Annotated in this window: 20 protein-coding genes and 1 tRNA gene; 7 read left to right on the top strand and 14 right to left on the bottom strand. The window is 63.1% G+C overall.

What is annotated here, in order from left to right; all coding sequences use genetic code 11:
* Positions 1-4 precede the first annotated feature (4 nt).
* Entirely contained in the window at positions 5-1,033 is a 1,029-nt protein-coding gene (locus RIE31_10410) for an aromatic ring-hydroxylating dioxygenase subunit alpha (GenBank protein MEQ8640996.1), read from the top strand.
* Positions 1,034-1,087: 54 nt separating this feature from the next.
* On the opposite strand, the gene RIE31_10405 is transcribed toward RIE31_10410, so the two are convergent.
* Entirely contained in the window at positions 1,088-2,236 is a 1,149-nt protein-coding gene (locus tag RIE31_10405) for an aromatic ring-hydroxylating dioxygenase subunit alpha (GenBank protein ID MEQ8640995.1), read from the bottom strand.
* Positions 2,237-2,394: 158 nt separating this feature from the next.
* Here RIE31_10405 and RIE31_10400 point away from each other — a divergent pair.
* A tRNA-Ser gene (locus tag RIE31_10400) sits at positions 2,395-2,484 on the top strand.
* A gap of 22 nt (positions 2,485-2,506) precedes the next feature.
* Complete coding sequence (locus RIE31_10395; protein ID MEQ8640994.1) at positions 2,507-3,127, top strand: hypothetical protein; 621 nt, start codon at positions 2,507-2,509, stop codon at positions 3,125-3,127.
* A gap of 472 nt (positions 3,128-3,599) precedes the next feature.
* Here the strand turns inward: RIE31_10395 and RIE31_10390 are convergent, their stop codons facing one another.
* The 5 genes from RIE31_10390 to RIE31_10370 form a co-directional block, all read right to left on the bottom strand.
* Positions 3,600-4,157 (bottom strand): glutathione peroxidase, encoded by a 558-nt coding sequence (locus tag RIE31_10390; GenBank protein MEQ8640993.1) that lies wholly within the window; start codon positions 4,155-4,157, stop codon positions 3,600-3,602.
* A gap of 15 nt (positions 4,158-4,172) precedes the next feature.
* Positions 4,173-5,285: an aminomethyltransferase family protein gene (locus RIE31_10385; GenBank protein MEQ8640992.1), complete on the bottom strand. Its 1,113-nt coding sequence runs from the start codon at positions 5,283-5,285 to the stop codon at positions 4,173-4,175.
* Between the two features lie 57 nt (positions 5,286-5,342).
* Positions 5,343-6,308, bottom strand: coding sequence for an electron transfer flavoprotein subunit alpha/FixB family protein (locus RIE31_10380; protein MEQ8640991.1), 966 nt, complete (start codon positions 6,306-6,308; stop codon positions 5,343-5,345).
* A 3-nt stretch (positions 6,309-6,311) separates the two neighbouring features.
* Positions 6,312-9,635: a heterodisulfide reductase-related iron-sulfur binding cluster gene (locus RIE31_10375; GenBank protein ID MEQ8640990.1), complete on the bottom strand. Its 3,324-nt coding sequence runs from the start codon at positions 9,633-9,635 to the stop codon at positions 6,312-6,314.
* A 206-nt stretch (positions 9,636-9,841) separates the two neighbouring features.
* A complete protein-coding gene (locus RIE31_10370) occupies positions 9,842-12,022 on the bottom strand; it encodes an FAD-dependent oxidoreductase (GenBank protein ID MEQ8640989.1) in 2,181 nt (726 codons plus the stop codon).
* Positions 12,023-12,605: 583 nt separating this feature from the next.
* Here RIE31_10370 and RIE31_10365 point away from each other — a divergent pair.
* The 3 genes from RIE31_10365 (at position 12,606) to RIE31_10355 (ending at position 16,063) form a co-directional block, all read left to right on the top strand.
* Positions 12,606-13,892 carry an ABC transporter substrate-binding protein gene (locus tag RIE31_10365; GenBank protein ID MEQ8640988.1) on the top strand — a complete coding sequence of 429 codons (1,287 nt, stop codon included), beginning with the start codon at positions 12,606-12,608 and terminating at the stop codon, positions 13,890-13,892.
* A gap of 259 nt (positions 13,893-14,151) precedes the next feature.
* Entirely contained in the window at positions 14,152-15,048 is an 897-nt protein-coding gene (locus RIE31_10360; protein MEQ8640987.1) for a branched-chain amino acid ABC transporter permease, read from the top strand.
* Positions 15,049-15,052: 4 nt separating this feature from the next.
* On the top strand, positions 15,053-16,063 hold the full coding sequence (locus tag RIE31_10355) for a branched-chain amino acid ABC transporter permease (protein MEQ8640986.1): 1,011 nt from the start codon (positions 15,053-15,055) through the stop codon (positions 16,061-16,063).
* Between the two features lie 26 nt (positions 16,064-16,089).
* Here the strand turns inward: RIE31_10355 and RIE31_10350 are convergent, their stop codons facing one another.
* Genes RIE31_10350 through RIE31_10340 form a run of 3 tightly spaced genes read right to left on the bottom strand, consistent with a single transcriptional unit; the run spans position 16,090 to position 18,305 of the window.
* Entirely contained in the window at positions 16,090-16,830 is a 741-nt protein-coding gene (locus RIE31_10350; protein ID MEQ8640985.1) for a hypothetical protein, read from the bottom strand.
* Positions 16,831-16,840: 10 nt separating this feature from the next.
* Positions 16,841-17,548: an ABC transporter ATP-binding protein gene (locus RIE31_10345; GenBank protein MEQ8640984.1), complete on the bottom strand. Its 708-nt coding sequence runs from the start codon at positions 17,546-17,548 to the stop codon at positions 16,841-16,843.
* Between the two features lies 1 nt (position 17,549).
* The gene (locus RIE31_10340) at positions 17,550-18,305 is read right to left on the bottom strand and encodes an ABC transporter ATP-binding protein (protein ID MEQ8640983.1); all 756 of its coding nucleotides are present in this window, start codon (positions 18,303-18,305) and stop codon (positions 17,550-17,552) included.
* Between the two features lie 284 nt (positions 18,306-18,589).
* On the opposite strand from RIE31_10340, the gene RIE31_10335 reads away from it, so the two are divergent.
* Positions 18,590-19,171, top strand: a complete 582-nt coding sequence (locus RIE31_10335; GenBank protein ID MEQ8640982.1) for a hypothetical protein — start codon at positions 18,590-18,592, stop codon at positions 19,169-19,171.
* A 111-nt stretch (positions 19,172-19,282) separates the two neighbouring features.
* On the opposite strand, the gene RIE31_10330 is transcribed toward RIE31_10335, so the two are convergent.
* From RIE31_10330 to RIE31_10310, 5 genes are all read right to left on the bottom strand, one after another.
* Positions 19,283-19,717, bottom strand: a complete 435-nt coding sequence (locus RIE31_10330; GenBank protein MEQ8640981.1) for a hypothetical protein — start codon at positions 19,715-19,717, stop codon at positions 19,283-19,285.
* Positions 19,718-19,732: 15 nt separating this feature from the next.
* Positions 19,733-21,112, bottom strand: coding sequence for an FMN-binding glutamate synthase family protein (locus tag RIE31_10325; protein ID MEQ8640980.1), 1,380 nt, complete (start codon positions 21,110-21,112; stop codon positions 19,733-19,735).
* A gap of 43 nt (positions 21,113-21,155) precedes the next feature.
* On the bottom strand, positions 21,156-21,992 hold the full coding sequence (locus RIE31_10320; protein MEQ8640979.1) for a GXGXG motif-containing protein: 837 nt from the start codon (positions 21,990-21,992) through the stop codon (positions 21,156-21,158).
* Positions 21,980-22,918, bottom strand: a complete 939-nt coding sequence (locus RIE31_10315; GenBank protein MEQ8640978.1) for a glutamine amidotransferase — start codon at positions 22,916-22,918, stop codon at positions 21,980-21,982. Before RIE31_10315 ends, RIE31_10320 begins: the two co-directional genes overlap by 13 nt.
* Before the next feature lie 108 nt (positions 22,919-23,026).
* Positions 23,027-24,493, bottom strand: coding sequence for a glutamine synthetase family protein (locus RIE31_10310; GenBank protein ID MEQ8640977.1), 1,467 nt, complete (start codon positions 24,491-24,493; stop codon positions 23,027-23,029).
* Positions 24,494-24,541 lie beyond the last annotated feature (48 nt).

The raw sequence follows: 24,541 nt of genomic DNA, 5'->3' as shown, positions 1-24,541 counted from the left end.
CAGCATGTTCGTGCACAACGCATGGTATCCGGCGGCATGGGATCACGAAATCGGCCGCCACCTGTTCAGCCGTATGATCCTTGGCCAGCCGGTGGTGTTCTACCGCACCGAGGACGGCCGGCCGGTGGCAATGGAGGACCGTTGTCCCCACCGCCAGCTTCCCCTGTCCATGGGTGAGCTGCAGGGCGACCGGGTGCAGTGCGGCTATCACGGTCTGGTGTTCGGCACCGACGGCGCCTGCGTTCACGTGCCGGGCCACAAGGGCGCGCCGCGCCAGGCCCGCGCCCGCATCTGGCCGCTGGTCGAACGCTATGGCCTGATATGGATCTGGCCGGGTGATCCCGATCTGGCCGATGCCGCCGGAATCATTGACATTCCGGGCTTTGACGCCGCCGGCTGGGCGGTCAATCGCGGGCCGCTCATGCGGGTCGGCGCGCACTATCAATTAATGATGGACAATCTGGTGGACCCGGCCCACGTCAGCTTTGTCCACAAGACGACGCTGGCCAGCGATGGCGGCGCCGACGTGCCGGTGCGGGTGGAAAATGGCCAGAACCATGTGGCCGTGAGCCGCTGGATACTGGACAAGCCGCCCGCCCCCTTCTTCGCCCGCATTGCGGACTTTCCGGCCAACGTGGACCGCTGGCAGGTCTATACCTACCGGCCGCCGTCCACCGCGGTGATCGATCTTGGCAGTGCACCGGTGGGCAGTGGCGCGCCGGATGGCGACCGCAGCCAGGCGGTGGAGATGAAGTCCTACAACTTCGTCACCCCGGAAACGGAACGGAGCTCATTCTATTTCTGGTTTCAGGTCAGGAACTTCAAGGCCGAAGATAAGGCACTGTCTGAAAGGATAACCGAGCAGTTCACCACCGCCTTCAACGAGGACACGGTGGTCCTGGAAGCGATCCAGCGGGCGCTCGACATCGACCCCAGCGAGCCCAGGGTTCATCTGCCCATGGACGCGGCCAGCAGTCAGTCGCGTCGTCTTGTGGCGCGGATGCTGGAGCAGGAACGCAATGGCGCAAATTGAGCCGGGTACCCGCCCGCACCCGGCGTCCGGAAGCGCCGCTGCGAAGCGCCGGGGCTACTCCGCCGCCTGCGCCCGCTCTGCGAAGGCAGGCGCCAGGCGCCGCGCCAGATACTGGGTGAAATCCCAGATCGGCCCTTCATAGGCGGCCGGCGCCAGCGGCCCGGTGGCGTGGTGGCGGGCGCCCAGGCCGTGCATCATGGCCACCAGGACGTCCTTGTCCTCGGCCATGGTCTCCTGAAACAGAGCGATGGCGCGATCCACCACCGTCTGTGGCCAGTCCTCGCCCTGAAAGATCAGCCCCATCTTGACCCGCACGGAATCCGCCGCCTGCGGCTCCAGACACAGGAATGAGCTGTAGTCACCGGCGCCACCGATGGCGAAGCCCGGTGGCAGGCCGACCATGACACAGGTCCGCGCCTCCTCCTCGCTGAGGTCCGCATGGCCCTGCGCGCCGCCCGGAATGTGCGCGGCGAATCCCACCTGATAACCGAAATAGCCCTCGCCCGGCGGGAAGTGGCGGCACAGCTTGGTCGGATTGACCTTGTGCAGGGTGCGGCGATGGAGCGGCGACAGGTGATAGCCCTCCATGAAGTTCTCCATCAGGCTCTTCCAGTTGGTCGCCCAGGTTTCCGTCGCCAGATAGCGCAGGCGCATGGACTCCAGATGATAGTTGGCGATCATTGGCGCCAGCCCGGCCACCTGCGGGGCAAAGGGCGCGGCATCCGGCGTCAGGTTGACCATGATGAAGCCCTGCCAGATTTCGCACGACAGCGCCGGCAGGCGGCACGTCTTGCGGTCGAAGTCCGGCCGCTCGGCGATATAGGGCGCGCCGATCAGTTGGCCGGTCGTGTCGTAGGTCCAGGCGTGATAGGGACAGGCGAAGCGGTCGGCGTGGCCGCTGCCCCGGGCCACAACCATGCCGCGATGGCGGCACACATTGGACAGCGCCCGGATGCGGCCATCGGCGCCATGCACCACCAGCACCGGTTCGCCGGCGATTGTGTAGGAAAACCAGTCGCCCGGCTGGCTCACTTCCTCGGCCCGGCCGGCGCACACCCATTCCCGCGCGAACAGCCAGTCGCGCTCCACATCCACCATTTCCGGTGCGGTATAGAAGGCGCCGGGCATGGACCGCGCCGCCTCATGCGGCTTGTCCCGATAGGCGGCCAGGGTGTGGCCGATCATTGCCAGTGCGTCGGACATGGCGGCCCTTCCCCCAAAAAGAACTCCGCTGGCAGGCCTACCCTGTCAGCCGCCGCCAGTGTGGTAAAAGGACGCCGCCGGTGCAACCGCCATGACCTCGGTCCGTGGCACAAATGCATGCCAGGATGGCGGAGATGGCCGGGGGCGGTCGGCGAAACGGATGGGTGGCCGAGTGGTTGAAGGCACCGGTCTTGAAAACCGGCAGGGGTTTAGGCTCCTCGTGGGTTCGAATCCCACCCCATCCGCCACTATACCAACATAGGAGATCGAATGGCTGATCCGTTTACAGTATCGATTTCAGTTTTCGCATTGTTTGTCTCGGCGGCGACTGCATGGCTGACTCTACTGCGCCGTGGCACAGTAAAGATGACTCGGCCTACTATAATTTTCTTTGGCCCAGACTCCCCTCGTTCTCATGAAGAAAAACCTCTTCCGAAAATCTACTTACGTACATTGTTGTTTGCCACGTCGAAACGCGGACGCATCATTGAGAGTATGCATGTATCATTGACACGCAATGAGTCTCACCAGAACTTTAGCTTCTGGGTTTACGGTCGCGACAAATTGGAGCGAGGAAGTGGATTGTTTGTTGGCGAAACAGGCATCGCCGCCAATCATCATTTCCTCACGCCTAATGACGGAAACAGTTTTGAGTTTCTACCAGGTACGTACTATCTAAAAGTTCACGCTCGTTTACTCGGTGATTCTAAGCAGTTGCTCCTATTCAGTCAGGCGCTGGACGTGTCTTCTGAGGTTGCTGAGGCAATCAAGGAACCTCATACCGGCCTATATTTTGATTGGAGCCCGAATTCATCTTGCTACCTGCAACATGTAGACAAGCATCCGAGACTTCCAAAAACTGAGCATTTCTACAATCTCTTGCCTTCCTGAACCGGTCGGGAGACGAAGTGAGAAAAAGATAGCGCTGTGTGGCGTGTCAGTATCATTAGCCTTGCCAGGCTATCCCATATTCACAGGATTTGGTATCCGACGCTAGGCCAGAGCTTTGTTGTAGTTCTGTGGAGCGGAACGAATGTCTAAAGTATCAACGACAACCACCTTCTGCGAAGTCGAAGGGGACTACGGTTATGTCGATGGTGTTGAACTAACATGTGATAAGTGTGGGCACTATGAAGAAAGCGCAGGGACATCTGAGTCGTCATTGAATCGTTGTGCCCATCTGCTACGAGAGAATTGCCCACGCCATGAGAACAACTACTACGTAGTAAGGGCGTAGGTGATAGTGCTTCATGTTCATAGTGAGTGAATGCCATTTCGGCACACTGTCTATTTGCGGCCCCTCCACCGCCACGTGCAGCACCCTTCCGGCCGGAAGGCGGCGAAGGCAGAAGCGAAGGTGACATCATAGGCCGCCGACCGACCTCTCGATCGCTTCTGTCAGGTCGGTTGAGTCCGGCGTCACTTTGGATTCGAACACTTCGGCGACCTCGCCATCCGGCCCGATGAGAATCTTGTGGAAATTCCACTGGGGCGATGCCGCGGCGCCGATATCCCTGGCAATGGCCTTGTAGAACGGATGGGCCTGCTCACCCTTGACCGCGACTTTGGCGGTCAGGGGAAAATCCACCCCATAGTTGGTTTCGCAAAAGGTCTGGACCTCGGCTTCGCTGCCGGGCTCCTGGCCGCCGAAGTCGTTCGACGGCACCCCCAGCACCACCAGGCCCTGTTCACGGTATTTCCGCCACAGAGCCTGGAGGCCAGCATATTGCGGTGTATAGCCGCAGGCCGACGCGGTGTTGACCACCAGGACCGCCTTGCCGGCATAGTCGCCGAGTTTGATTTCTCCGCCGTCTATGGCGGTGAAGCTGAAATCATGGGCGTTCATTGGTGCAACCTCCACATTGAAGTGCTTGTGATACGACAACGGCCCGGCGTTGCCGCCGGACCGCGCCGTGTTCATGCCCGTGCGCCAGGCTCAGCCGACCGCCGTCCGCTTGGCCTTGGTCGGATCGTAGAACGGCAGGGTGTGAGTCTTCGCCGTGTAGGTCTTGTCGGCACCACGGACGCTCAACTCCACCCCTTCCCTGGCCAGATCGGGCCGCAACTGGACCATGGCCATGGACTGTTTCATGACCGTGGAATACAGCGGCGCGGTGACCTTGCCGACCACTTCATTGCCGTGCAGAACTTCGGCATCGGCTGGTACCGCCTCGTCGCCCTCGACGACAATGCCGAAGGTGTTGATTTTGTCCTTGCCGATGAGGTCCATGACCGCTTTCTTGCCGCGGAAGTCGGCCTGCTTCTTTTTGGCGACGGCGAATCCCAGCCCCACTTCCCAGGGCGAGTTCTCTTCCGTCATATCGTAGGGATAGAACAGGAGCGCGGCCTCCACACGAATCATGTCTATGCAGTTGAAGGAACAGGGAATGATCCCCTCGGACTTGCCCTGCTCCAGGATGGCGTCCCAGATCGGTCCGATATGCTCAGCTCCGGCGAAGATTTCATAGCCTCGCTCGCCGGAATAACCGGTGCGGGAGATCATGCACGGCCGGTCGAACAGGGTCGTCGAGACCTGATTGAAATACCGCAGGCTTCGCATGTCGGCGGGCGAATGCTGATCAAGGAAGCCGACCGCCTTGGGGCCCTGCAGCGATATGTCATGCAGATCATCGTCGAACTTCAGAACCACGTCCTTGCCCTTGGCCGATTCCTCCAGCCGCGCCATGCCGGTGCCCCCGCCGTGGACCATCATCAGGTCGTTGGGCGCAATGTGGAACATGATGCAGTCGTCGGTGATGCGGCCTTCCTCATTGAGAATTACCGCATAGGCCGAGCGGCCCGGCGGAATCTTGGTCATATCGCGGGTGCATACATGGTTGGCCACCGCCAGGGCGTCGGGGCCGGTAATGTGCACCTTCTTCAGACCGGAAACATCGAACAACCCGGCCGCGTTCCGTACGGCCTGATGCTCCAGATTGGGGTCCTGTTTATAGGACCAGGGCACATCCATGCCGTTCCAGTCGCCGAGATCGGAGCCGAGCGCGCGATGGCGGTCAGCCAGGGCTGATTGTCTTGGGCTAGCCATTATTGTCGTCCCTCCTGTTCATCTGTCCCAGATGTGTAGTGCTGCGACGTTCCGCCGTCGCTAGTTGAACTGTCGCTCGAGCGCGTCCGCCAGCTCGAACAAATCCACAGTGGCGCCGTACTTGGCGACGCTGAAGATGGGGGCGTCGGCGTCGGTGTTGACGGCGATGACCGTATCGATGTGCTTCATGCCGAACAGATGCTGCACCGCGCCGGAAATGCCCAGCGCCACATACAGCTTGCAGTTGGATGCCACCTTGCCGGACTGGCCTACCTGGTGGGGCTTGGGCAACCAGCCGGAATCCGCCACCGGCCGCGAACAGCCAAGCGTCGCCCCCAGCTTGTCGGCCAGCGCCTGAAAACGGGGCACGGCCTTCTCGTCGCCGATGCCGCGGCCGATGGACAGGATGAACTCGGCCTTTTCGATATCCACATTGGCCGGCGGCGCTTCGGTATAGTCCACATGCTCGATCATGCCGGCGACCTGGGACAGGTCCACCGCCGCGGCGCTGACCGTGGCCTGGCCCGCCCCTTCCGGCGCGATAAAAGTGGCGCCGCGCAGGGTCAGCGTCACCACCGGCCGGCCGGGAAAAGCCAGATCCATATTCACCTTGGCGCCATAGCCGGAGCGTGTGGCGACAATGGCGCCCTCCTCCACGGCCAGACTGATGCAGTCACTGGCGAAGCCGCTGCCGAGGCGCGCCGCTACCGCCGCCGCATAGGCCATGCCGTTGACGGTGTTGCCGGCCAGAATCAGCCGCGGCTGCATGGTCATGGCGATCTGGCATACGGCCTCTTCGGTGATGGCCGGGTCGAAATGTTCGCCCGGGGTTTCCACCGTCACGATCTCATCGACCCCCGGCAGATTCAGTGCCGCGGTGAAATCGCCTGGCGACCTGGCGATGACGACGACGGTCAGCGGACCGCCGATGCCATCCTTGACCAGCGCCGCCGCGCCCACCATTTCGGCCGAAATATCCGCCAGCTTGCCATTGGCGTGATCGGCCACCAGGAGAATTCCGGACATGACCTAGGCTCCCTTGAAGTTGCGGATGACCTCGGCCAGCTTGGCCGCCACGTCTTCGGCCGACCCGGAGATCATCTCCGCACCCTTGCCCTTGGGCGGCGTGTACATGCGGCGGACTTCAAAGCCGCCGGTGGCGCCTACCGCGGCGGACCCGTCCACGACTTCCAGGGGCTTCTGGCGTGCCTGTTTGATCATGCGCAGCGTGGCATAGCGCGGGGTGATGCCGGTCTGGATCGAGACCAGGGCCGGCGTCGGCATGGTCACCGTGTGGCGCAAGCCGCCTTCCAACTCGCGGGTGACCTTGGCCGGGCCACTGCCGGACCATTCGATTTCCACCGCGATGGCCAGGTGCGGCAGCCCCAGAATACGGGCCAGCGCCGTGCCGGTGGCGCCATGGGCGTGCTCGCCGGACTGGGCGCCGGTCAGAATCAGGTCCGGCTGCTCATGCTGAACGACACCGGCCAGGATACGGGCGATGGTCACGGGATCGGCGGTGTCCAGCCCGTCGGCCCAGACGCGGACGCCGCGGTGGGCGCCCTTGGCCAGAATGCGGCGGAGGCTTTCCTCCGCCCCGTCCGCGCCGATGGTCACCGCCACCACTTCGCCCGAACCGGCGGCCTCAACCAGGCGTAGCGCGTGTTCCAACGCCGCATCGTCCCATTCATTCAGGACGAAATCGAAATAGTCCGACTGGACATCACGGCTGTCCTCACGGAAAGCGAACTCGTCGCCCAACTGCGCCACATGCTTGACCGCCACCATGATGCGCGGGCCGTCCTTGGCCGGCACCTCATAGGACGGCAGGTCAATGGCCGTCAGGGGTTCCGCTTTCCACGGAATGTCGTCAATCGGCGTCAGTGCGGTTGCCGCCGAAGTCGCCCCGGTGCTTGCGGATGGCGTGGATTCCGCCGGGACGGCTGTCTGTTCCGCCGTCTGCGCCGCCGGGGTTTCGGTGGCAACGGGAGATTCCGCAGACGCCGCGACGGCAGGATCGGTCGTTTCGACAGGATCGGCCGCCACGGCAGCGGCCGCAGCCGGCGGTTTCGCAGTGGCGGGTGGGGCCATTGCCGCCGCCGGCGGTGTGCTCACCGCGGCTGGTGCGACGCCGGCCATATGGCCGGCCATGGTCGCCGCTGTCGCGGCGGCGGCGCCCGCGGCAATCGAGGGCATGCGCTCTTCCAGCTTGGCGGCGAAGCGCTCCACCGCCCGCTCGGCAATCTGCTCGGCTGCCGCCTCGACAATCTGGTCCACCAGCCTTGGCGCGTCCTTGACGTTCAGCTTGTCCAGCTGGATCGCCTGCGCCACAAGTTCTGCAAGGTCAGCCACCACCAAATCTCCCTCGTGCCCGCTGGTCTTGCGGGCGTCTTCAAACATCGTCAGATCCTTGGGACAGCACACAACGAACGTGTCCACGTTCAGGGCGGCTGCTTCATGCATCCGGTTCTCGGACGGCTTTTCTACCCCAGGCTTGTCCGGTATCCAAATGCGCCCGCCGCCGGCCCCGCAACAGAAGGAATTGTCGCCATGACGCGGCATTTCCACAAGCTCACATCCTATCATTGCCAGGACATCGCGCGGCGGCGCGGTCTGGCCGTTAAAGCGGCCCAGATGGCATGGATCATGGAGGGTGACCCGCAGCCCCAGCGGCTTGGTGACCTTCAGCCTGCCATCGCGCAGAAGTTGCGCCAGCACTTGTGAATAGTGACGGATCTCCTTGACCGGAGCGAAGTCGGGATACTCGTTGCGGATGGTGTTGTAGCTGTGCGGATCGGTGGTGATGATGGAGCCGAAACTGGCGTCGGCCATTTGCCCGGTATTGTGCTCCACCAGGGATTCAAACAGCCCCTCTTCGCCGACCCGCCGCACGTCATTGCCGGCCGTGCGTTCGGAATCGTAGAGGATGCCATAATCCACATCGGCCAGCCGTAGCAGCTTGGCCACGGTCTGGCTGACCTGCTGATTGCGCGGGTCGAAAGAAGCATAGTCACCGACGAACCACAGGTGCTCCGCCGCCTCCTGGCGAATGTCCTTGACCGGAAAGTCCAGGGCCTGCGTCCAGCCGCCGCGCCGGCGAGAGTTCTCGCCAAAGCTGTTGCCGGTGTTGGAGATGGTCGCCAGAGTCGTGCGGAGCAGCGGGTCCATGCGGTCCTGATCGACCAGGGCCCGGCGCATCTCGACGATGATCGGCATGTGTTCGATGCCGACCGGGCAGATTTCCACACAGGCATTGCATGTGCGGCAGGCCCACAGGGTCTCCTCATCGATAATATCGCCGACCAGGTCCACCGCCTCGAGATCCCGGCCCTGCGCCCGGTCATTGGCCAGACGCAGATCCAGGATCAGATCGCGCGGGCTCAGGGGATAGCCGACGGTGCGGGCCGGACAAGCGTCATGGCAACGCCCGCATTTGGTGCAGGCGTCGAAGTTCAGCATGTCCTTCCATGAGAAGCCGGACAGGGCGCGGATGCCGACCTCTTCGGTCTCCTCGGGGATGCGCGCCAACCGCTTGCCGGCCAGGCGGTCGCGACTGGCCAGGGACCCCATGACCGAAATGATATGCTTGGCCTTGTTCCAGGGAATGGCGCCGATGAAAGCCAGGGCCAGCAGTCCGTGGAACCACCAGCTTGCGGCGCGGATATCCGCCGCCACGGCCTTGGTCATACCGAACAGCTCGAACAGGTTGGCCAACTGCCAGCCGACCACCGACCACACCTCGAACGGCGGGCGATCCATGACGATGCGTACGCCTTCCAGCAGGAAGCCGGTGATGGCGATGATCAGCAGGACCCAGAGAAACAACCAGTCCTCGTTGATCCAGGCACGGGCTGAGGGCCGGGCTTCGCTCTCACCGCGGTAAGAGCGGACATAGACCAGTTTCGGCAGGCGGAAGGCGCCGCGCCGGATCATCATCAGCACGACGCCGACGATCAGCCCGACTCCGGCGACATCCATCACCAGGCTGAAGCCTTTGTAGAACCAGCCCTGCCAGAAGCTGACGCCGGTAAGCGGTTCGATGATGTCGTAATCAAGCGTGATGGTGGACGTGCCGATGAACAGCAGCACGAAACCGTAGAAGATAATGCTGTGGGTGTGGCCGGCGAAACTGTCGCGACGGGCGATGGTGCGCTGGGAGAACACGTCGGACAGCATGTGCCGCACGCCATCGCTGAGGCGCACCGGTATGCGGGCCGGCCCGCCGCGACGGTACTTCACCACATGGCGGACGAAGCCCCACGCGAATAGAGCCATGGCCGGGATGGCGAAGCCGTAGAACAGCAGGACGCCAGGGCCGCCGATATTCCAGAAGAGTTCGCGAGTCTCGACCATGCGTTCCGGTCAGTCGTCCCAGTTGCTTGAAAGTGGGCTGCTCGAAAGCGTATCACCCGAATGTGGCACACCCTTGTTGGGGGCCTTCCTTGCCGGGCCCATGCAACGCACGGCGCCGGAAAAGCGCTACGCCCCGGCCCAATGAAGGACCGGGGCGCAACAGACGTCAGTTTCGCCTTGCGAAACCCTGAAGCCGGAGGCGCCGGCTACGGGTGGGGATCGCCCAGCTTGGGGAAGGTCTCATGGCCCCACACCTGACGCTCGCGAATGAACGGCAGGGGATATTGCGGGTTCGGCGACTCGAACTCACGGGCCAGCCGATGGCCGTCAAAGACACAGTCGGCAATCAGACGCGGCGCATAGCAGTCGCCGATATGATAGATCGCCTGAATGCCTTCCTTCTCCCACTCGCTGCGGCGGGACTTCAGCTCGGTGAACAGCCCGCTGTTAGAGCGACGACCCGTGACCAGGATGACCGAATCGGCCTGCAAGGTTTCGAAGTGGTTGCTCTTGCGGCGGGGCAATTCGCCGGTCTTCGGCTCGGTCGTCCGCTGAAAGCCGTCAGCGTACATGTTGTAGACCTGCACCTCACCCTTCTTGACCTGGTTGACCCATGTCCCGGTCATGCTCTTGATCCCCTTCTCGTGCATCATGCGATGCAGATTGGGGGCTTCCAGCGTGAACTCGGTATAAGGGGCCACCGCACCAAGCGGCGTGACGATGGTCACGTCCTTGCCTTGATCGACCATCATTTCGGCCATGCAGATGCCGGTGAAATAGCCGTCACCGTCCAGAATGACCACCTTGTCGCCCACGGCCTTGCCATCCATCACCTGTTCCGGTGTCAGGATGTGCGGCTGGGCGGCATCGGCGCCTTCCAGGGGCGCCATGACGGCGGCGCAGAAGCCGTCGGTGTTCCAGTGGGAACCGACCGCCACGACGACCTTGTCGGCACCGTATTTCAGCACATCGTCGGCGCTCATCTGACCGACGCCGGTGTGGACTTCCACGTTGCGCATCTTGTTGAGCTGGATCTGGCGATAGGTGATCACCCGGCCCCACTCGGACAGGCCTGGATAGCGCTGAACATTCTTGACCGAGCCGCCGATCTCGTCGCTGGCCTCGGCCAGATGGACGTCGTAGCCGCGCTCGCCCAGAACGCGGGCGCATTCCATGCCGGACGGGCCCGCGCCGACCACCAGGACGGCGCACGGGTCTTTCGCCTTCTCGAACTTCTCCGGGTGCCAGCCGCGGCGATACTCTTCCATCGCCGTGGCGTTCTGGGTGCAGATCATCGGCGGGCCGCCGATTTCCCAGCGCGAGATGCAGACGTTACAGCCAATGCACTCACGAATGTCTTCCGGCCGGCCTTCCTCGATCTTCTTCGGCAGGAACGGGTCGGCGATTGACGGGCGGGCCGCGCCGATAATGTCGATGTCGCCCGACCGGATGATGTTGACCATGTCGTCGGGGCTGGTGATGCGGCCAACGCCCAGAACCGGAACCTTGGCGATGCTCTTCACTTCGCGACGCCACGGGGCCTGGTGATTGGCCTTGTAGAAGCGCGACGGACCGGCGTCCTCACCCCATTCGGCGATGTCGCCGATGTTGATGTCCCACAGGTCCACCAGGCCTTCCTTGGTGATGTGCTCGATGAACTTGAGGCCGTCCTCGCCCACCTGAACGCCGTCCGGGCCATAGAGGGTGTCGATGGCGAAACGGGTGGCGATGGCGCACTTGTCGCCAACCGCCTTACGCACGGCGGCCAGGGTTTCGGTCCAGAAACGGGCCCGGTTCTCAAAGCTGCCGCCATATTTGTCGGTGCGCTTGTTGTAGAACGGCGAGAGGAACTGAAGCGGCAGATAGCTGTGTGCGCCATAGACATAGACGATGTCAAAGCCGGCCCGTTCGGCCCGCTTGGCCGCCTTCACATACATGTCGATCAGATCATGAATGTCGTCTTCGTCCGCCTCGCGGCAGTAGGTCAGATGCTCGAACTCCGACGCCGACTGAGAGGGACCACGCGGCACCGCGCGGCTTTCCAGACCCGGTGCGTGGGCGCCGCCGTACCACATCTCGATGCCGGCCAACGCGCCGTACTTGTGCAGCTCGTCGCACATGTGGCCCAGATTGATGACATCGCCCTCGTCCCAGATACGGGCCGACACGCGGTGAACATCGTCTGACTCCGGATGGATGGAGCAATATTCCGTGCAGATACCGCCCCAGCCGCCTTCAGCCTTCGTGGCGCGATTGGCGGCCTGGCCGCCCGGCTTCTCCGATCCGGCGCCGATACAGTGCGGCACCTGGTAGAAGCGGTTCTTCAGGGTTTTCGGACCGATCTGAATCGGCTCGAAGAGAATATCGTACTTCGGATCACGTGCCATTGAAGGCCCTCCCTGCGTCGCGGCGGGCAGCGGATGCGCCTGCTGCGAATGATGACTGCTTCTGCTCCGGCGCCCGGATGTTGTGCACAAACACAGCCGGCGCAGTTTCTGCCCCGTCTGTCCTTGTCTGGGCGAACAATTCCATAAGCGGTCGCGCCGTTGCAACCCTTGGCGGCGGCGCCGGGGCCCCCGTTCCGGGTCGCGGCCCGCGGCTTCCGCGGCGACCGGTCGCAGAGCCAGCGAAATCCTGCCGGTTCACGGCTGCGCGACGGGCCCGGCGGCGTCGCGTCCCGGCTGCAACCAGGCTGCGGACCGTGACAGTTCCTTGACTCCAGGCCGGCTCCGACGCTTACTCTCGACCCGGTGAACGGGCCAGATCCGGGGTGGCGGGGATTTTCGCTGCGCCGGGGCAATGCCCGGCCGGCCTGGCCCGGATGTCCCCCGGATATCCGGTGTGTCCGATGGTAAATCCGGCCCGAGGATCCATCGCCCCTGTCGGGTTCCGTTCAACGCCTTTCAGTCCAACGTTCAAGCCCGAGTTTCAATTCCGACACTACAGACGCTACCAGAAGGGGACATGTCCATGACGGCACTGACACGCCGAAGGTTGCTTCAGTCCAGCGCCGCCGGCGCTGCGGGTCTCACGATCGCCGGCGCCAGCCTGCCTCGCCCAGCAGCGGCGGCGGATAAGGTGCTCAAGATCGGCTTCCTGGCGCCCCTGACGGGCGAAGTGGCGGCCTGGGGCCTGCCGGGCCTCAACGGCTGCAACATCTGGGCCGACGAGGTTAACGCCGCTGGCGGTATCGAAATCGGCGGCGACACCTACACCGTCGAGTTTGTTCCCTATGACAACGAATACTCGCCGGACCGCGCTCTGGCCGGCGCCCGCAAGCTGGTGCTTGAGGATGAGGTCAAGTTCATCATGATGCTGGGTGGCGACACCTGGCCGGCGGTGCAGCCCTTCGCCAATGCCAATGGCATGTTGGTGTCGACCCTGCTGCCGAGCGATTTGTCGCCTGATACGCCGAGCCTGATTGCGCCGACTGAAGTGCACCCGATCTACAATGTGACGGGTGTCCAGTGGCTGGCCGAGAACTTCCCCGACGCCAAGCGGGTCGCCATCTGCGCCCAGGAAGATTCGCTGGGTCGGCCGTCGGTCGCCACCTACCAGGCGGCCTTCAAGGTCCATGGCATGGAGATGGTGGACGAGATCTTCTTCGATCCCGCCACCACCGATTTCGCCCCCATCATGACCCGCATGCTGGCCTCCAATCCGGATGTGCTGTGCCTAGATACGGCCTATGCGGATTTCGTCAACCTGTTGATGGAACAGGCCTTTTTGCAGGGCTTTGGCGGCAAGATCATCTCCTGCACCTTCGACAACTATCCGCAGGTGATCGAGAAGACGAGCGTCGAGTTCGTCGAGGGCACCATCTTCCAGTTCCCCGACTTCGACGATCCGGCGCTGGAAGGCCGCGTCACGTTCACCGACTCCCAGAAGTTCTGGAACACCTATCAGGAGCGTTTCCCGAACACCTGGTCGGCGGTGTCGTGGGAGTATGCCTCGATCATGTCGCTGTGGGTGGACGCGGCAAAGGCCGCCGGCTCGGTGGAGCCCGGTCCGGTCCTGCAGGCCATGAAGGCTTCGCCCACGGGTCAGCATGCCTTCGGCCCGGCCGTGTGGTGGGGCGAAGAGCTGTTCGGTATCAACAACGCGCTGGTCGGAGACTGGCCGGTGGTGGTGATGAACAGCGAAGGCCGCGCCCGGATTGCCGAGTTCAAGAGCATTCCGGCCTGGTGGGACGCCCACAAGGAGACCTTCATCGAGACCTATCGCGCCTATGGCGAGATGTGGGATCAGCGGGCCTAGGGCCGCGAGGGTTCCGCCCGATCTGCCGAACTGCCGTCACGATGTGGTCCGGCATTGGTTCAGGGGCCCGCATTGGTTCAGGGAGCGTCACCGGTGGTGGCGCTCCCTGTTTTTTTGTCGCCATATAGTGCCGGGGATAAGCCCGCGGACCGGGTTCCTGCTGCCCGCGTGAGGCGGTAGAACAAAGCGCAGTTGTGCCACGCCGCCCGGGCGCCGTGACCGAGGGTCGTGCCCGGCTATCATGGGGAGTGGGGTCAGGGTGTTTGGCGTCGAAATCACTGCCGATCTGCTGATGCAGACGACCATCAACGCCTTGTGGGCGGCCAGTTTCGCCGCCCTGCTGGCAGTTGGCCTGGTTCTTATCTTTGGCGTCATGGGGGTCATCAACTTCGCTCATGGCGAGCTGTATATGCTGGGCGCCTATGTGGTCTGGTACCTTTATGGAGAGAATGGCTGGGCCTTCCCCATCGCTGTTCTGATTGCCATCCTGGCCATTGCCGGATTCGGCATGGTCATGGAGCGAACTCTGTTCCGACCCATGCGGGGCAATCCCCTGGGCGGCCTCATCATCAGTGTCGGCCTGCTGTTCGTGCTGCAGGTGGTCGCCGTGGAATGGGGCGGAGTCGGCCTGATGAAGCACGTCCCCTCGCCCTATCAGGGCGCGATCACCCTGTTTGGCAACGAGGCGGTGAGTGTCTCGGCCCAGCGGTTGCTGGTGGTTGTCGCGGCCATTGTCCTGTTGGGGGCGTTGTGGCTGTTCCTCTATCGCACCCGGATCGGCTGGGCCATGCGGGCGGTGGCCCAGGACATGGAGGCGGCGTCGCTGCAGGGCATCGGCATAAACCGCTTCTCCCTTCTCGCCATGGCCATCGGCGCCGGCCTGGCCGGCGCCGCCGGTGCGTTCATGTCGCCGCTGGTGCGGGTCGATCCCAACATGGGCGGCCAGGCCATCATTACGGCCTTCATTGTCATCATCGTTGGCGGTATCGGCAGCCTGGAGGGCGCCGTGCTGGCCGCCGTCCTGTTCAGCTTTTTCCACACCTTCGTCACGACGCTCTATGACGGAACGCTGGCGACGATTTTGGGGCTGGTCATCATGATGGTCGTCCTGGTGATCAAGCCGACCGGTATCATGGGCACCGTGGAGAAGGTCTGAGGTCATGGCTCTGCGCCACCTGCCCCTGTCCCTGGCGATTGCCGTGGCCGTGCTGCTCGCTCCCTATGGGGCGCAGCTCATCGGCGGCGATTCCATGGTCGGTACGCTGGTGACCATGATGATCTTCGCCATTGTCGTGGTCAGCTACCGGTTGCTGGCCATGACCGGAGAGTTCTCCCTCGCCCACGTGGTCATCATGGGGGTCGGCGCCTATGCCAGCGCCCTGGCCGCCAAGCAGCTTGGCATTCCCCTGTGGCTGTCAATTCCTCTGGGCGGACTGGTGGCGGCGCTTGTCGCCTTGATCCTCGCCTTCCCGCTGTTCCGCATGAAGGGCTTTTATTTCCTGATCGGCAGCTTTGCCGCCGGTGAGGCCATCCGCCTGTCGTGGATCCGCTTTCGTGATCCCTTTGGTGGCACTCGCGGCATTTCCCTCATTCCCGGCTTCGATCTCACTCTGCCGGGGCTCGGCCGCCTTGATTTCTTCGACCCGATCAATGCCTATTTCATGATCACGGCTGTGACCGCCGTTGCCCTGTTCCTCATGTATCGCATTGAGAGGTCGCGCATCGGCCTGACCCTCAACGCCATTCACTGGAAGGATCTGCTGGCCGAGTCGGTTGGCGTCAATCTGTGGCGCTATCGCACCCTGGCGCTGGTTCTGGCATCCTTCTTCGCGGGCATCGCCGGCGCCCTCTTCGCCCACAATCTGAGCACGATCAATCCCAGAATCTTCAGCATCCATGCCATGTTGCTGGTGCTGGTGTGGGTCATTGTGGGCGGTACGCGCACGTTCTGGGGGCCCATCATCGGCTTGATTGCTCTGACCGTGGTTGATCAGGTGCTGCGTCTTTATATCGATCTGCCGCCGGAGTGGCGGCCGGCCATTTTCGGTATCATCCTGATCCTTGCGGTGATGTTCCTGCCACAGGGGCTGGAAAGCCTGCCCGGCAAGATCCGTGGCTGGCTGGGGTCACGGCGTCCGCCGCCGGGGATGGACGTCCGCACGGCGGAATAATCCGCTCCGGCGACCCCTCCGCCCGGTCACCGCCAGTCGCGGACAGGGGCCAGGGTGACCGCCGCTTCCAGGTGACGCTCGCTACCGGTAAAGCGGCTGGCGACGGCTTGCCAGCGCCCCGTACCCATGGTCAGCGCATCTTTATCTATCTTCTCAGCCATGGAAATCAACTCATTGATTTCCTGTCTGTTTTTCTCACTATCCAGAGTGCCCGCCAGGTTGCGTGCCAGGACCGCCACGCCACCTTCTCGCCAGCCGCCCCAGCCTCGTCGCAGGTCGAGCGCCTGCCGCAGCAGGCCTTCGGCCGCGCTGCGGTCGCCGGCACGGGCCAGGAAAAGGGCCTGTAGATTGAGGGTCGCGGCCCGGCCGCCACCCACCGCGCGGCCATGGCGCAATTGCTCCTGGCCGGCAAAGGCGTCGGGGGTCTTGGTCCGCAGGCGCAAGTGAAACAGCGAGCTGCGGGCGGTGATGCGGCTGGTGATGCGGCCGGCCCATCCATCCGCCGCGTCCCATGCCGCGATGGCCTGGTCCAGAGTGTCCCGCGTCTGATCGTCATTGCCGCTGCTGCCCCGACCATGGGCGGCCAGGGCATGGGCCAGGCCGCTCAGGGCCGTGGCCCGGCGCGGATCGCCCTCATCCTGGGATTCGCACAAGCCAAGCGCGGCGCGCCATAGATGCTCGCTGTCCTCGCCGGCCCGCCATGCGTCATGGGCCGCACTAGCGGCTGCCTCCCAGGGATCGCCGCCGGCCGGTTGTTCAGGTGTCACGATAGGCCGTCTAGCCGCCGAGATAGGCTGCCCGCACATGGTCGTGCGCCCGCAACATAGCTGTCTCGCCTTCAAGGGTCACCCGACCGGTCTCCAGCACATAGCCATAGTTGGCCAGGCGTAGCGCCATTTCGGCGTTCTGCTCCACCAGGATGACCGGTACGCCGCGGCTGTTGATCTCCTGCACGATACGGCCGATTTCCTGCATCATCACCGGCGACAGGCCAAGCGACGGTTCGTCCAGCAGCAGCAGCTTCGGGTCGCTCATCAGGGCGCGGCCAATGGCCAGCATCTGTTGCTCGCCGCCGGACAGGGTCTTGCCCTTCTGGCTCTGCCGCTCCTGCAGGCGCGGAAAATAACCGAACACCGCTTGCAGGTCCTCTGCCACCTTGCGTTTGTCGCGCCGCAGAAAAGCGCCCGTCTGCAGGTTCTCCAGAACGCTGAGGCTGGGGAAGATGCGGCGGCCTTCCGGCACATGGGCGATGCCCAGCCCGACAATCTTCTCCGGCGCCATATTGGCGATGCTGTGGCCGTCGAAGCGGATGTCGCCGGCAGCCGCTTTCACCAGGCCGGAGATGGACCGTAGAGTGGTGCTCTTGCCGGCCCCGTTGGCGCCGATCAGGGTGATGATCTGGCCCGCCGCCAGCTTGAGCGATATGCCCTTTACCGCCGGCACCTTGCCGTAATTGACGATCAGATCTTCGACCTCGAACAGCATGTCAGGCCGCACTCCCCAGATAGGCTTCGATGACCTGGGGGTGGTTGCGGATGGCGTCTGGTTTGCCTTCGGTCAGAAGGCGGCCGAAATTGAGCACCGTGATCAGATCACACAAGCCCATCACCGCCTGCATATCGTGCTCGACCAGCAGCATGGTGACGCCGCCGTCGCGCACTTTGCGGACCAGCCCCATCATGACCTGGGTTTCCTCCGGGTTCATTCCGGCAAAGGGTTCGTCCAGCAGCAGGAGCTTGGGCCTGGCGGCAAGGGCCACAGCCATGCCCAGAGCTTTCTGCAGGCCATGCGGCAGATTGGCGGCCAGCTCCGTTTCGCGCTCGGCCAGACCGATGAATTCCAGAACCTCCAGGGCCTCGTCGCGCGCCCGCTTCTGCCGCGCATGGTCCAGCCCAAGGACGGCGCTCAGCACATTGCTGCGGGCGGCGATGTGGCGGCCCACCAGAATGTTGTCGAGAACGGTCATCTCCTGGAACACGGTGGTCGCCTGAAAGGTGCGGACCAGCCCCAGCTCGGCGATACGGCTGGACTTCATTCCCGCCACATCACGGCCGTCATAGACGATGCGGCCGGCGGTCGGCGAATAGAACCCGCTCAGCACATTGAAGGTTGTGGTCTTGCCGGCCCCGTTGGGTCCGATCAGGCCACGGATTTCGCCGGCTTCGACGCTGAACGACAAATCATCTATGGCGGTCAGACCGCCAAACCGCTTGCTCAGATGGGAGACTTCAAGGATCGCCATGGGGGAAGTCTCCTGCCGGGGTCTGGCCCCGGGTCATATCCGCAATGGCGGCCTGCATTGGCGCAAGGGCATGGAAAGCCGCGCAGAAACACTGGAAATTAGACCATGCCCCGGCCCCCGGACAAGCCGTCCCGCGCCGCCAACGCTGTCCGGTGCGCCGGCAGCCCCGCCCCGCGTCCGGCGACCGCCGGCCGGTGGACAATCCGTCACCTTGTCCCGGCCATGTCACCGGCCTAGCTTGGCCGGATCAATACCCGCATGTGTTGTTGCTGCTACGAGGCCCCATGAGCCAGGATAATATCGTTCAGATGGAACCCGCCGCGACGGCGCTGCGGGCGCGCTTTCTCGCATGGCAGTGCAAGCTGCGGCAGATCGCCATGCGCCAGGATGGCGGCCGCCCGTCCCCCGGCATGGTGCCGCGCCTGGAGGTAGCCGGTTCGGACCAGGCGCTGGACCGCATCACTGTTCTGGTCAACCCCGAGGAACCGGACGAGAGCGTCATTCAGTTGCAGTTTTTTGCCCGCCAGACGGCGGATCCGGAGAAACGCTACAACAAGGCCGTGCAGTATCTTTCGGCTGAGTATTATCAGCGGCCGGAGACCTTTTCCGACACCCTGACGGCCCTGTTCGGCGATGCTTCGCCGACCGCTCATGCCCTGGCCACCGCCGGCCGCTGTGTCCTGACCTTTGAGCAGTTCAGCCAGCGCTTCCGCATTCCCTGCCGCACCCGCCGGCTGGGCCGTAGCGAGCCTCTGTTCCAACTGACCCACTGGCACAATGTGCTGTTCAACCCGCGCCTGCCTAAGGGCGTGCAGGTGGTCGCCTTCCAGCCGGAGTGGAGCCGCAGCCAGGCCGAGGCGTCCTGACCGCCTGCTGAGTAATTCCGCCGCGCAAAAAGCGAAACGGGCGGCCCTTGCGGGTCGCCCGTTCGTTATTCCGGCGGTGCGGGCAGCCCGCACCCGGATGGTCTGACCGGTCTAGTCGAACTTGGCGTAGGCCTTGCGCAGATCAACCATCGGATGACGCTTGGACATCTGGAACTTGATCAACAGCTCACGTGCGATCATGTCGCGGTCCTGCTGATTGTTCGGCAGCTCCATGTCTTCGGGGACCGTCACCCAGCCGTTGATGTTGCGATCAAAGACCGCGGCCCGGTGTTCCTCATAGCCCATGTGCACGTCTTCGAGCCAGTTGAGGTCGTCCCAGCCCATGGTTTCCATGTAGGTCTTGAGGAACGGCGTCAGCCGGTCATAGTCAGGCACCAGGTTCACATCGTAGCGATAGCCGATGTGCTGGCCGATTTCCTTCTCGCGATTGGAATCGAGGCCTTCCGTTTTCAGGAAGTGATCGATGTCTTCGCTTTCGCCGCCGGCCTTGTTGGCCGTCTTGGCGGTGACTTTGTTGAGAGCCATGTGTCTCCCCTTCCCCTAAAAGCGCTTCATGTCGGGACGGCCGACCGTGTGCTGCGAGCCGGCCAGCGGCACCATGGCCATGGCCGAAGCCTCCATGGTGAGAGCCGCCAGATCTTCCGGCTCCAGGCTGTGGACGTTGGTCTTGCCGCAGGCGCGGGCCATCATCTGGCATTCGATGGTCAGCGTGTGCAGGAAGTTGTACACCCGCTCCGCCGCTGCGTCCGGGTCAAGCCGGGCGCGCAGCGCCGGGTCCTGCGTCGCCACGCCGACCGGGCAACGGCCCGTATGGCAGTGGTAGCAGTAGCCGGGCTCCACACCGATTTCCTTCTGGAAATCGGCTTCCGGAATAGCCTTGTTGCAGTTGAGGGCCATCATCACCGAATGGCCGATGGCCACCGCGTCGGCACCCAGTGCAATGGCCTTGGCCACGTCGCCGCCGTTGCGGATACCGCCGGCATAGACCAGCGAAATCTCACCCGACTTGCCGACATCTTCAAGCGCGCGCCGGGCCTGACGAATGGCCGCGATGCCCGGCACACCGGTCTCCTCAGTGGCCAGGTGCGGACCGGCGCCGGTGCCGCCTTCCATGCCGTCGATATAGATCGAGTCCGGGCCGGTCTTGGCGGCCATGCGAACATCGTCATAGACGCGGGCCGAACCCAGCTTGAGCTGGATCGGAATCTCGCCATTGGTTGCTTCGCGGATTTCTTCGATCTTCAGAGCCAGATCGTCCGGTCCCAGCCAGTCCGGATGACGGGCCGGCGAACGCTGGTCAATGCCGGCTGGCAGAGAGCGCATTTCGGCGACCTGGTCGGTCACCTTCTGGCCCATCAGATGGCCGCCGAGGCCGACCTTACAGCCCTGGCCGATGAAGAACTCGACCGCGTCGGCCAACCGCAGGTGATGCGGATTAAAGCCATAGCGTGACTGGATGCACTGGTACAGCCACTTGGAGGAATACCGCCGCTCGTCGGGGATCATGCCGCCCTCGCCGGAGCAGGTCGCCGTGCCGGCCATGGTGGCGCCACGCGCGAGGGCCGTCTTGGCCTCGAACGAGAGGGCGCCGAAGCTCATGCCCGTCACATAGACCGGGACATCCAGGACCAGCGGCCGCTTGGCCTTCGGGCCGATGACCGTCTTGGTTTCGCACTTCTCGCGATAGCCCTCGATCACGAAGCGGGTCAGTGTGCCTGGCAGGAATGTCAGGTCGTCCCACGTCGGGATTTTTTTGAACAGAGAGAACCCGCGCATGCGGTAACGACCGAGTTCCGACTTGATATGAATATCGTCGATGACCTCGGGCGGAAACATGAAGCTCTGGCCGAGAAGGCTGGTGTTGCGCTTCGGCTGGTTGCTCCCGGCGCCTGACGGCACCTGATCTTCTGCAATGCTCATGATCTCGCCTTCCTGGCCGGCGCTGCCGGCCCTCTTGCTACAGTTAGAGAACCAGCTTCTTTTCGGTCGGCTCCAGATTGTCGTAGTTCCAGAGCTGCTTGCCGGCGACGATTTTCTGCATCTTGCCGACGCCATTGGGCGTCTTCAGACCGTACTGGCTGAGCTTGCGATCAAGCCATGCCTTGTCCAGGTCGGTCATCTCCGCCGGCACCGCGTCCACGCCCAGATCGGCGATTTTGCCGCCCACATAGATGGTGCCGTCATACATGGAGTCGCCGAGGTTGATGCCCGCATCGCCCAGAATCACCATGCGACCGCGCTGCATCATGAAGCCGCAGAACGCGCCGGCCCGGCCACCGATGATCAGGGTGCCGCCCTTCATGTCGATGCCGGCGCGCGCGCCAACATCGCCCTTGCACACCAGATCGCCGCCGCGCATGGCGGCGCCGAAGGTGGAGCCGGCATTCTTTTCGATGACCACCGTACCGGCCATCATGTTCTCGGCGCAGGACCACCCCACACGGCCGGAAATGCGGATGTTCGGACCATCCACCAGGCCACAGCCAAAATAGCCGAGGCTGCCTTCGACGATCAGGTTCAGCTTGTTGAGAATACCCACCGCCACACCGTGACGCGCCCGCGGGTTCTTCAGGACGATGGTGCCGTGGCCGGACTTCATCAGGTCGCGGAGCTTGAGATTGATCTCCGTCGCCGACATGTCGGAGGCGTCGAGCTCCGCCCGCTTGTTGAAGTTGACCTCATAGGCCCATGGATAGGTGAAGTTCTCGTCCTCAATAGGCGAGAAGAAGGTCTGCTGAGTCCGCCCACGGAGCTGCTCCGTGTGCATTCCCATTTCTTGTGAATGCTCTAGCTGCGCCATACGCGAACCTCCCCTTCGTACGGATCGAAGGTATCGATCTCATTGCTGAAGATGCTGCGGATGGCGACTTCTTCAGACGCCAGAGCGATGATGTCATCGCTCTCGTGCAGCACCATGGGCTTGGCGGCCATGGTGTCCTTGGCCATGCCAAGCATGTTTTCCGTGGCGACCAGATAGGTGAACACGCCATCCAGTTCGCTGATTGAGCGATGCATGGCGTCTTCCAGGTCTTCGCCCTCCTCCATGCGATCAGCCAGGTAAACGGCAATCAGCTCAGAGTCGCAGTTGGAGTGGAACTTGTGGCCTTTGCGCTCCAGTCCCCGACGGCCGCCCCAGTAATTGGTCAGCTGGCCATTATGGACCACCGACACGTCACGGAACGGAAAGGCCCAATACGGGTGGGCGGAGCGGATGTCCACGTCCGACTCGGTCGCCATCCGGGTATGTCCGATGGCGTGGGTGCCCTGGAAGCCCTTGAGGCCATACTGCTGCGACACGGTGGTGGCGTCGCCCAGGTCCTTGATCAACTCCAGGCCGCGGCCGAGGGAGAGGATCTCCACCTGATCAATGTCCTCAATATACTTGGCCAGGTTGCTCAGGTCGCCGCCATAGTTCAGCTCATAGCGCTTGGCGTACTCGGTCGGCTGGTCGGACGAAATAATCTCCGCCTTGAGCTCGTTGAGACGCGCATCAACCTTGGCCCAGCGATCCACGACATCATCGTGGATCTTGAAGCCTGACTTGAGGTCGGCCGCTTCCGCGACTTTGATCCGCATGACCATGCGGTTGCCCGACGGCTTGCCATAGAGAGCAACACCCGTCGAATCAGGCCCGCGATGCTTCAGGGCCTGGAGCATCTTGGTCATTTCGCCACCGATGTCGGACGTCTTGCCGCCACGGTGAATGATACCGGCGATTCCGCACATGCAATTCCACTCCTTACGATGCCTCGCCAACTTTGCTGAGACCCATCCGGCGGGCATACGCCGGACGGGTCCGATCAACTGATGGAGTGTCTGCCGAAGGCCGCAGCCTCAGGGCAGGCAGTCCAGATACATGTCCATATCCCAGTCGGTGACGGTGGCCATGAACTTCTCCCACTCGTCCCGCTTGTAGTGGTTGAAGACGCGGTACATGTCACCGGGCATGGCTGACTTGATGACGTTGTCCTTGGCCAGAGCCTCCAGCGCGTCATGCAGGTTCATGGGCAGGCGCTTGACCTGCTTACCTTCTTCCATGGCCTGATAGATATTGCGCTGCTCCGCCTCGCCCGGGTCCAGATTGCGCCGGATACCGTCATCGAAGGCCTTCAGGATGGCCCCCGCCATGAGGTAGGGGTTCACCATGGAGTCGACGGCGCGGTACTCGAAGCGGCCGGGGGCGGAAACCCGCAGGCCGGTGGTGCGGTTCTGGTAGCCCCAGTCGGCGAAGACCGGCGCCCAGAAACCCGTATCCCACAGCCGGCGATAGGAGTTCACCGTCGAACAGCCGATGGCGGTGAGCGCGCTCAGGTGATTGACGATGCCGGCGATTCCGTTGAGGCCGATCGGGCCCGGCTTCTTCTGGCCGGGCAGCGGCATGAACGTGTTTTCGCCACCCTTGCGGTAGGTGAACACGTCCTTCATACCCGCCATGGGGTTCTGGTGCAGTTCGTTGATGGTGTCTTCGCCGCCGCGCCACAGTGACACGTTGTGGTGACAGCCGGAGGCGGAAACGCCCATGAAGGGCTTGGTCATGAAGCAGGCGATGATGTCGAATTCACGGGCCACCTGGGCGCAGATCTGGCGATAGGTGGTCAGCCGGTCGGCCGTCCGCATACAGTCGTCATACATGAAGTTCAGCTCGAGCTGACCCGGCGCGTCCTCGTGGTCGCCCTGAATCATGTCCAGGCCCATGGCCTCGGAATACTCGATCACCCGCATGAACACCGGCCGCAGGCTTTCAAACTGGTCGATGTGATAGCAGTAAGGGTTGGAATAGCCGCCATCCGGCTTACCGTCGGCGCCCTTCTTCAGCCACATCATTTCAGGCTCGGTGCCGTGTCGCAGATGCAACCCGTCATGGTCGGCCTGGAATTGCTCATGAATGCGGCGCAGGTTGCCGCGGCAGTCGGCGGTCAGGAAGCCGCCGGGCTCGGTGTCTTCCTCGCGGTTGCGGAACAGGGTGCAGAACACCCGCGCCACGCGCTTGTCCCAGGGCAACTGGACGAAGGTATCGGGATCGGGAATGCCCACCAGCTCCGAGGCTTCCGGGCCATAGCCGATATAGTCGCCGTGCCGGTCCATGAACAGGTTGGCCGTGGAGCCGTAAACCAGCTGGAAACCACGTTCGGCGATCTGCTCCCAGTGGTCGGCCGGAATGCCCTTGCCGACGATGCGGCCGGTCACCGACACGAACTGGTAGTAGATGTAGCTGACGCCAAGCTCATTGATCTTGTGTCGCACCTGGCGGACAAGCTCGGCCCGTCCGTCACGCTTCACATAGTTTTCCAAGTCGGTCATGTCTCAGGTCCCCTCCCTGCTGGGTCCGTCATTGCCGCTGGCATCTGA

The sequence above is a fragment of the Alphaproteobacteria bacterium genome, assembly GCA_040218575.1.
GTDB lineage: Bacteria > Pseudomonadota > Alphaproteobacteria > JAVJRE01 > JAVJRE01 > JAVJRE01.
This window is presented reverse-complemented; position numbering and strand designations above follow the sequence as displayed.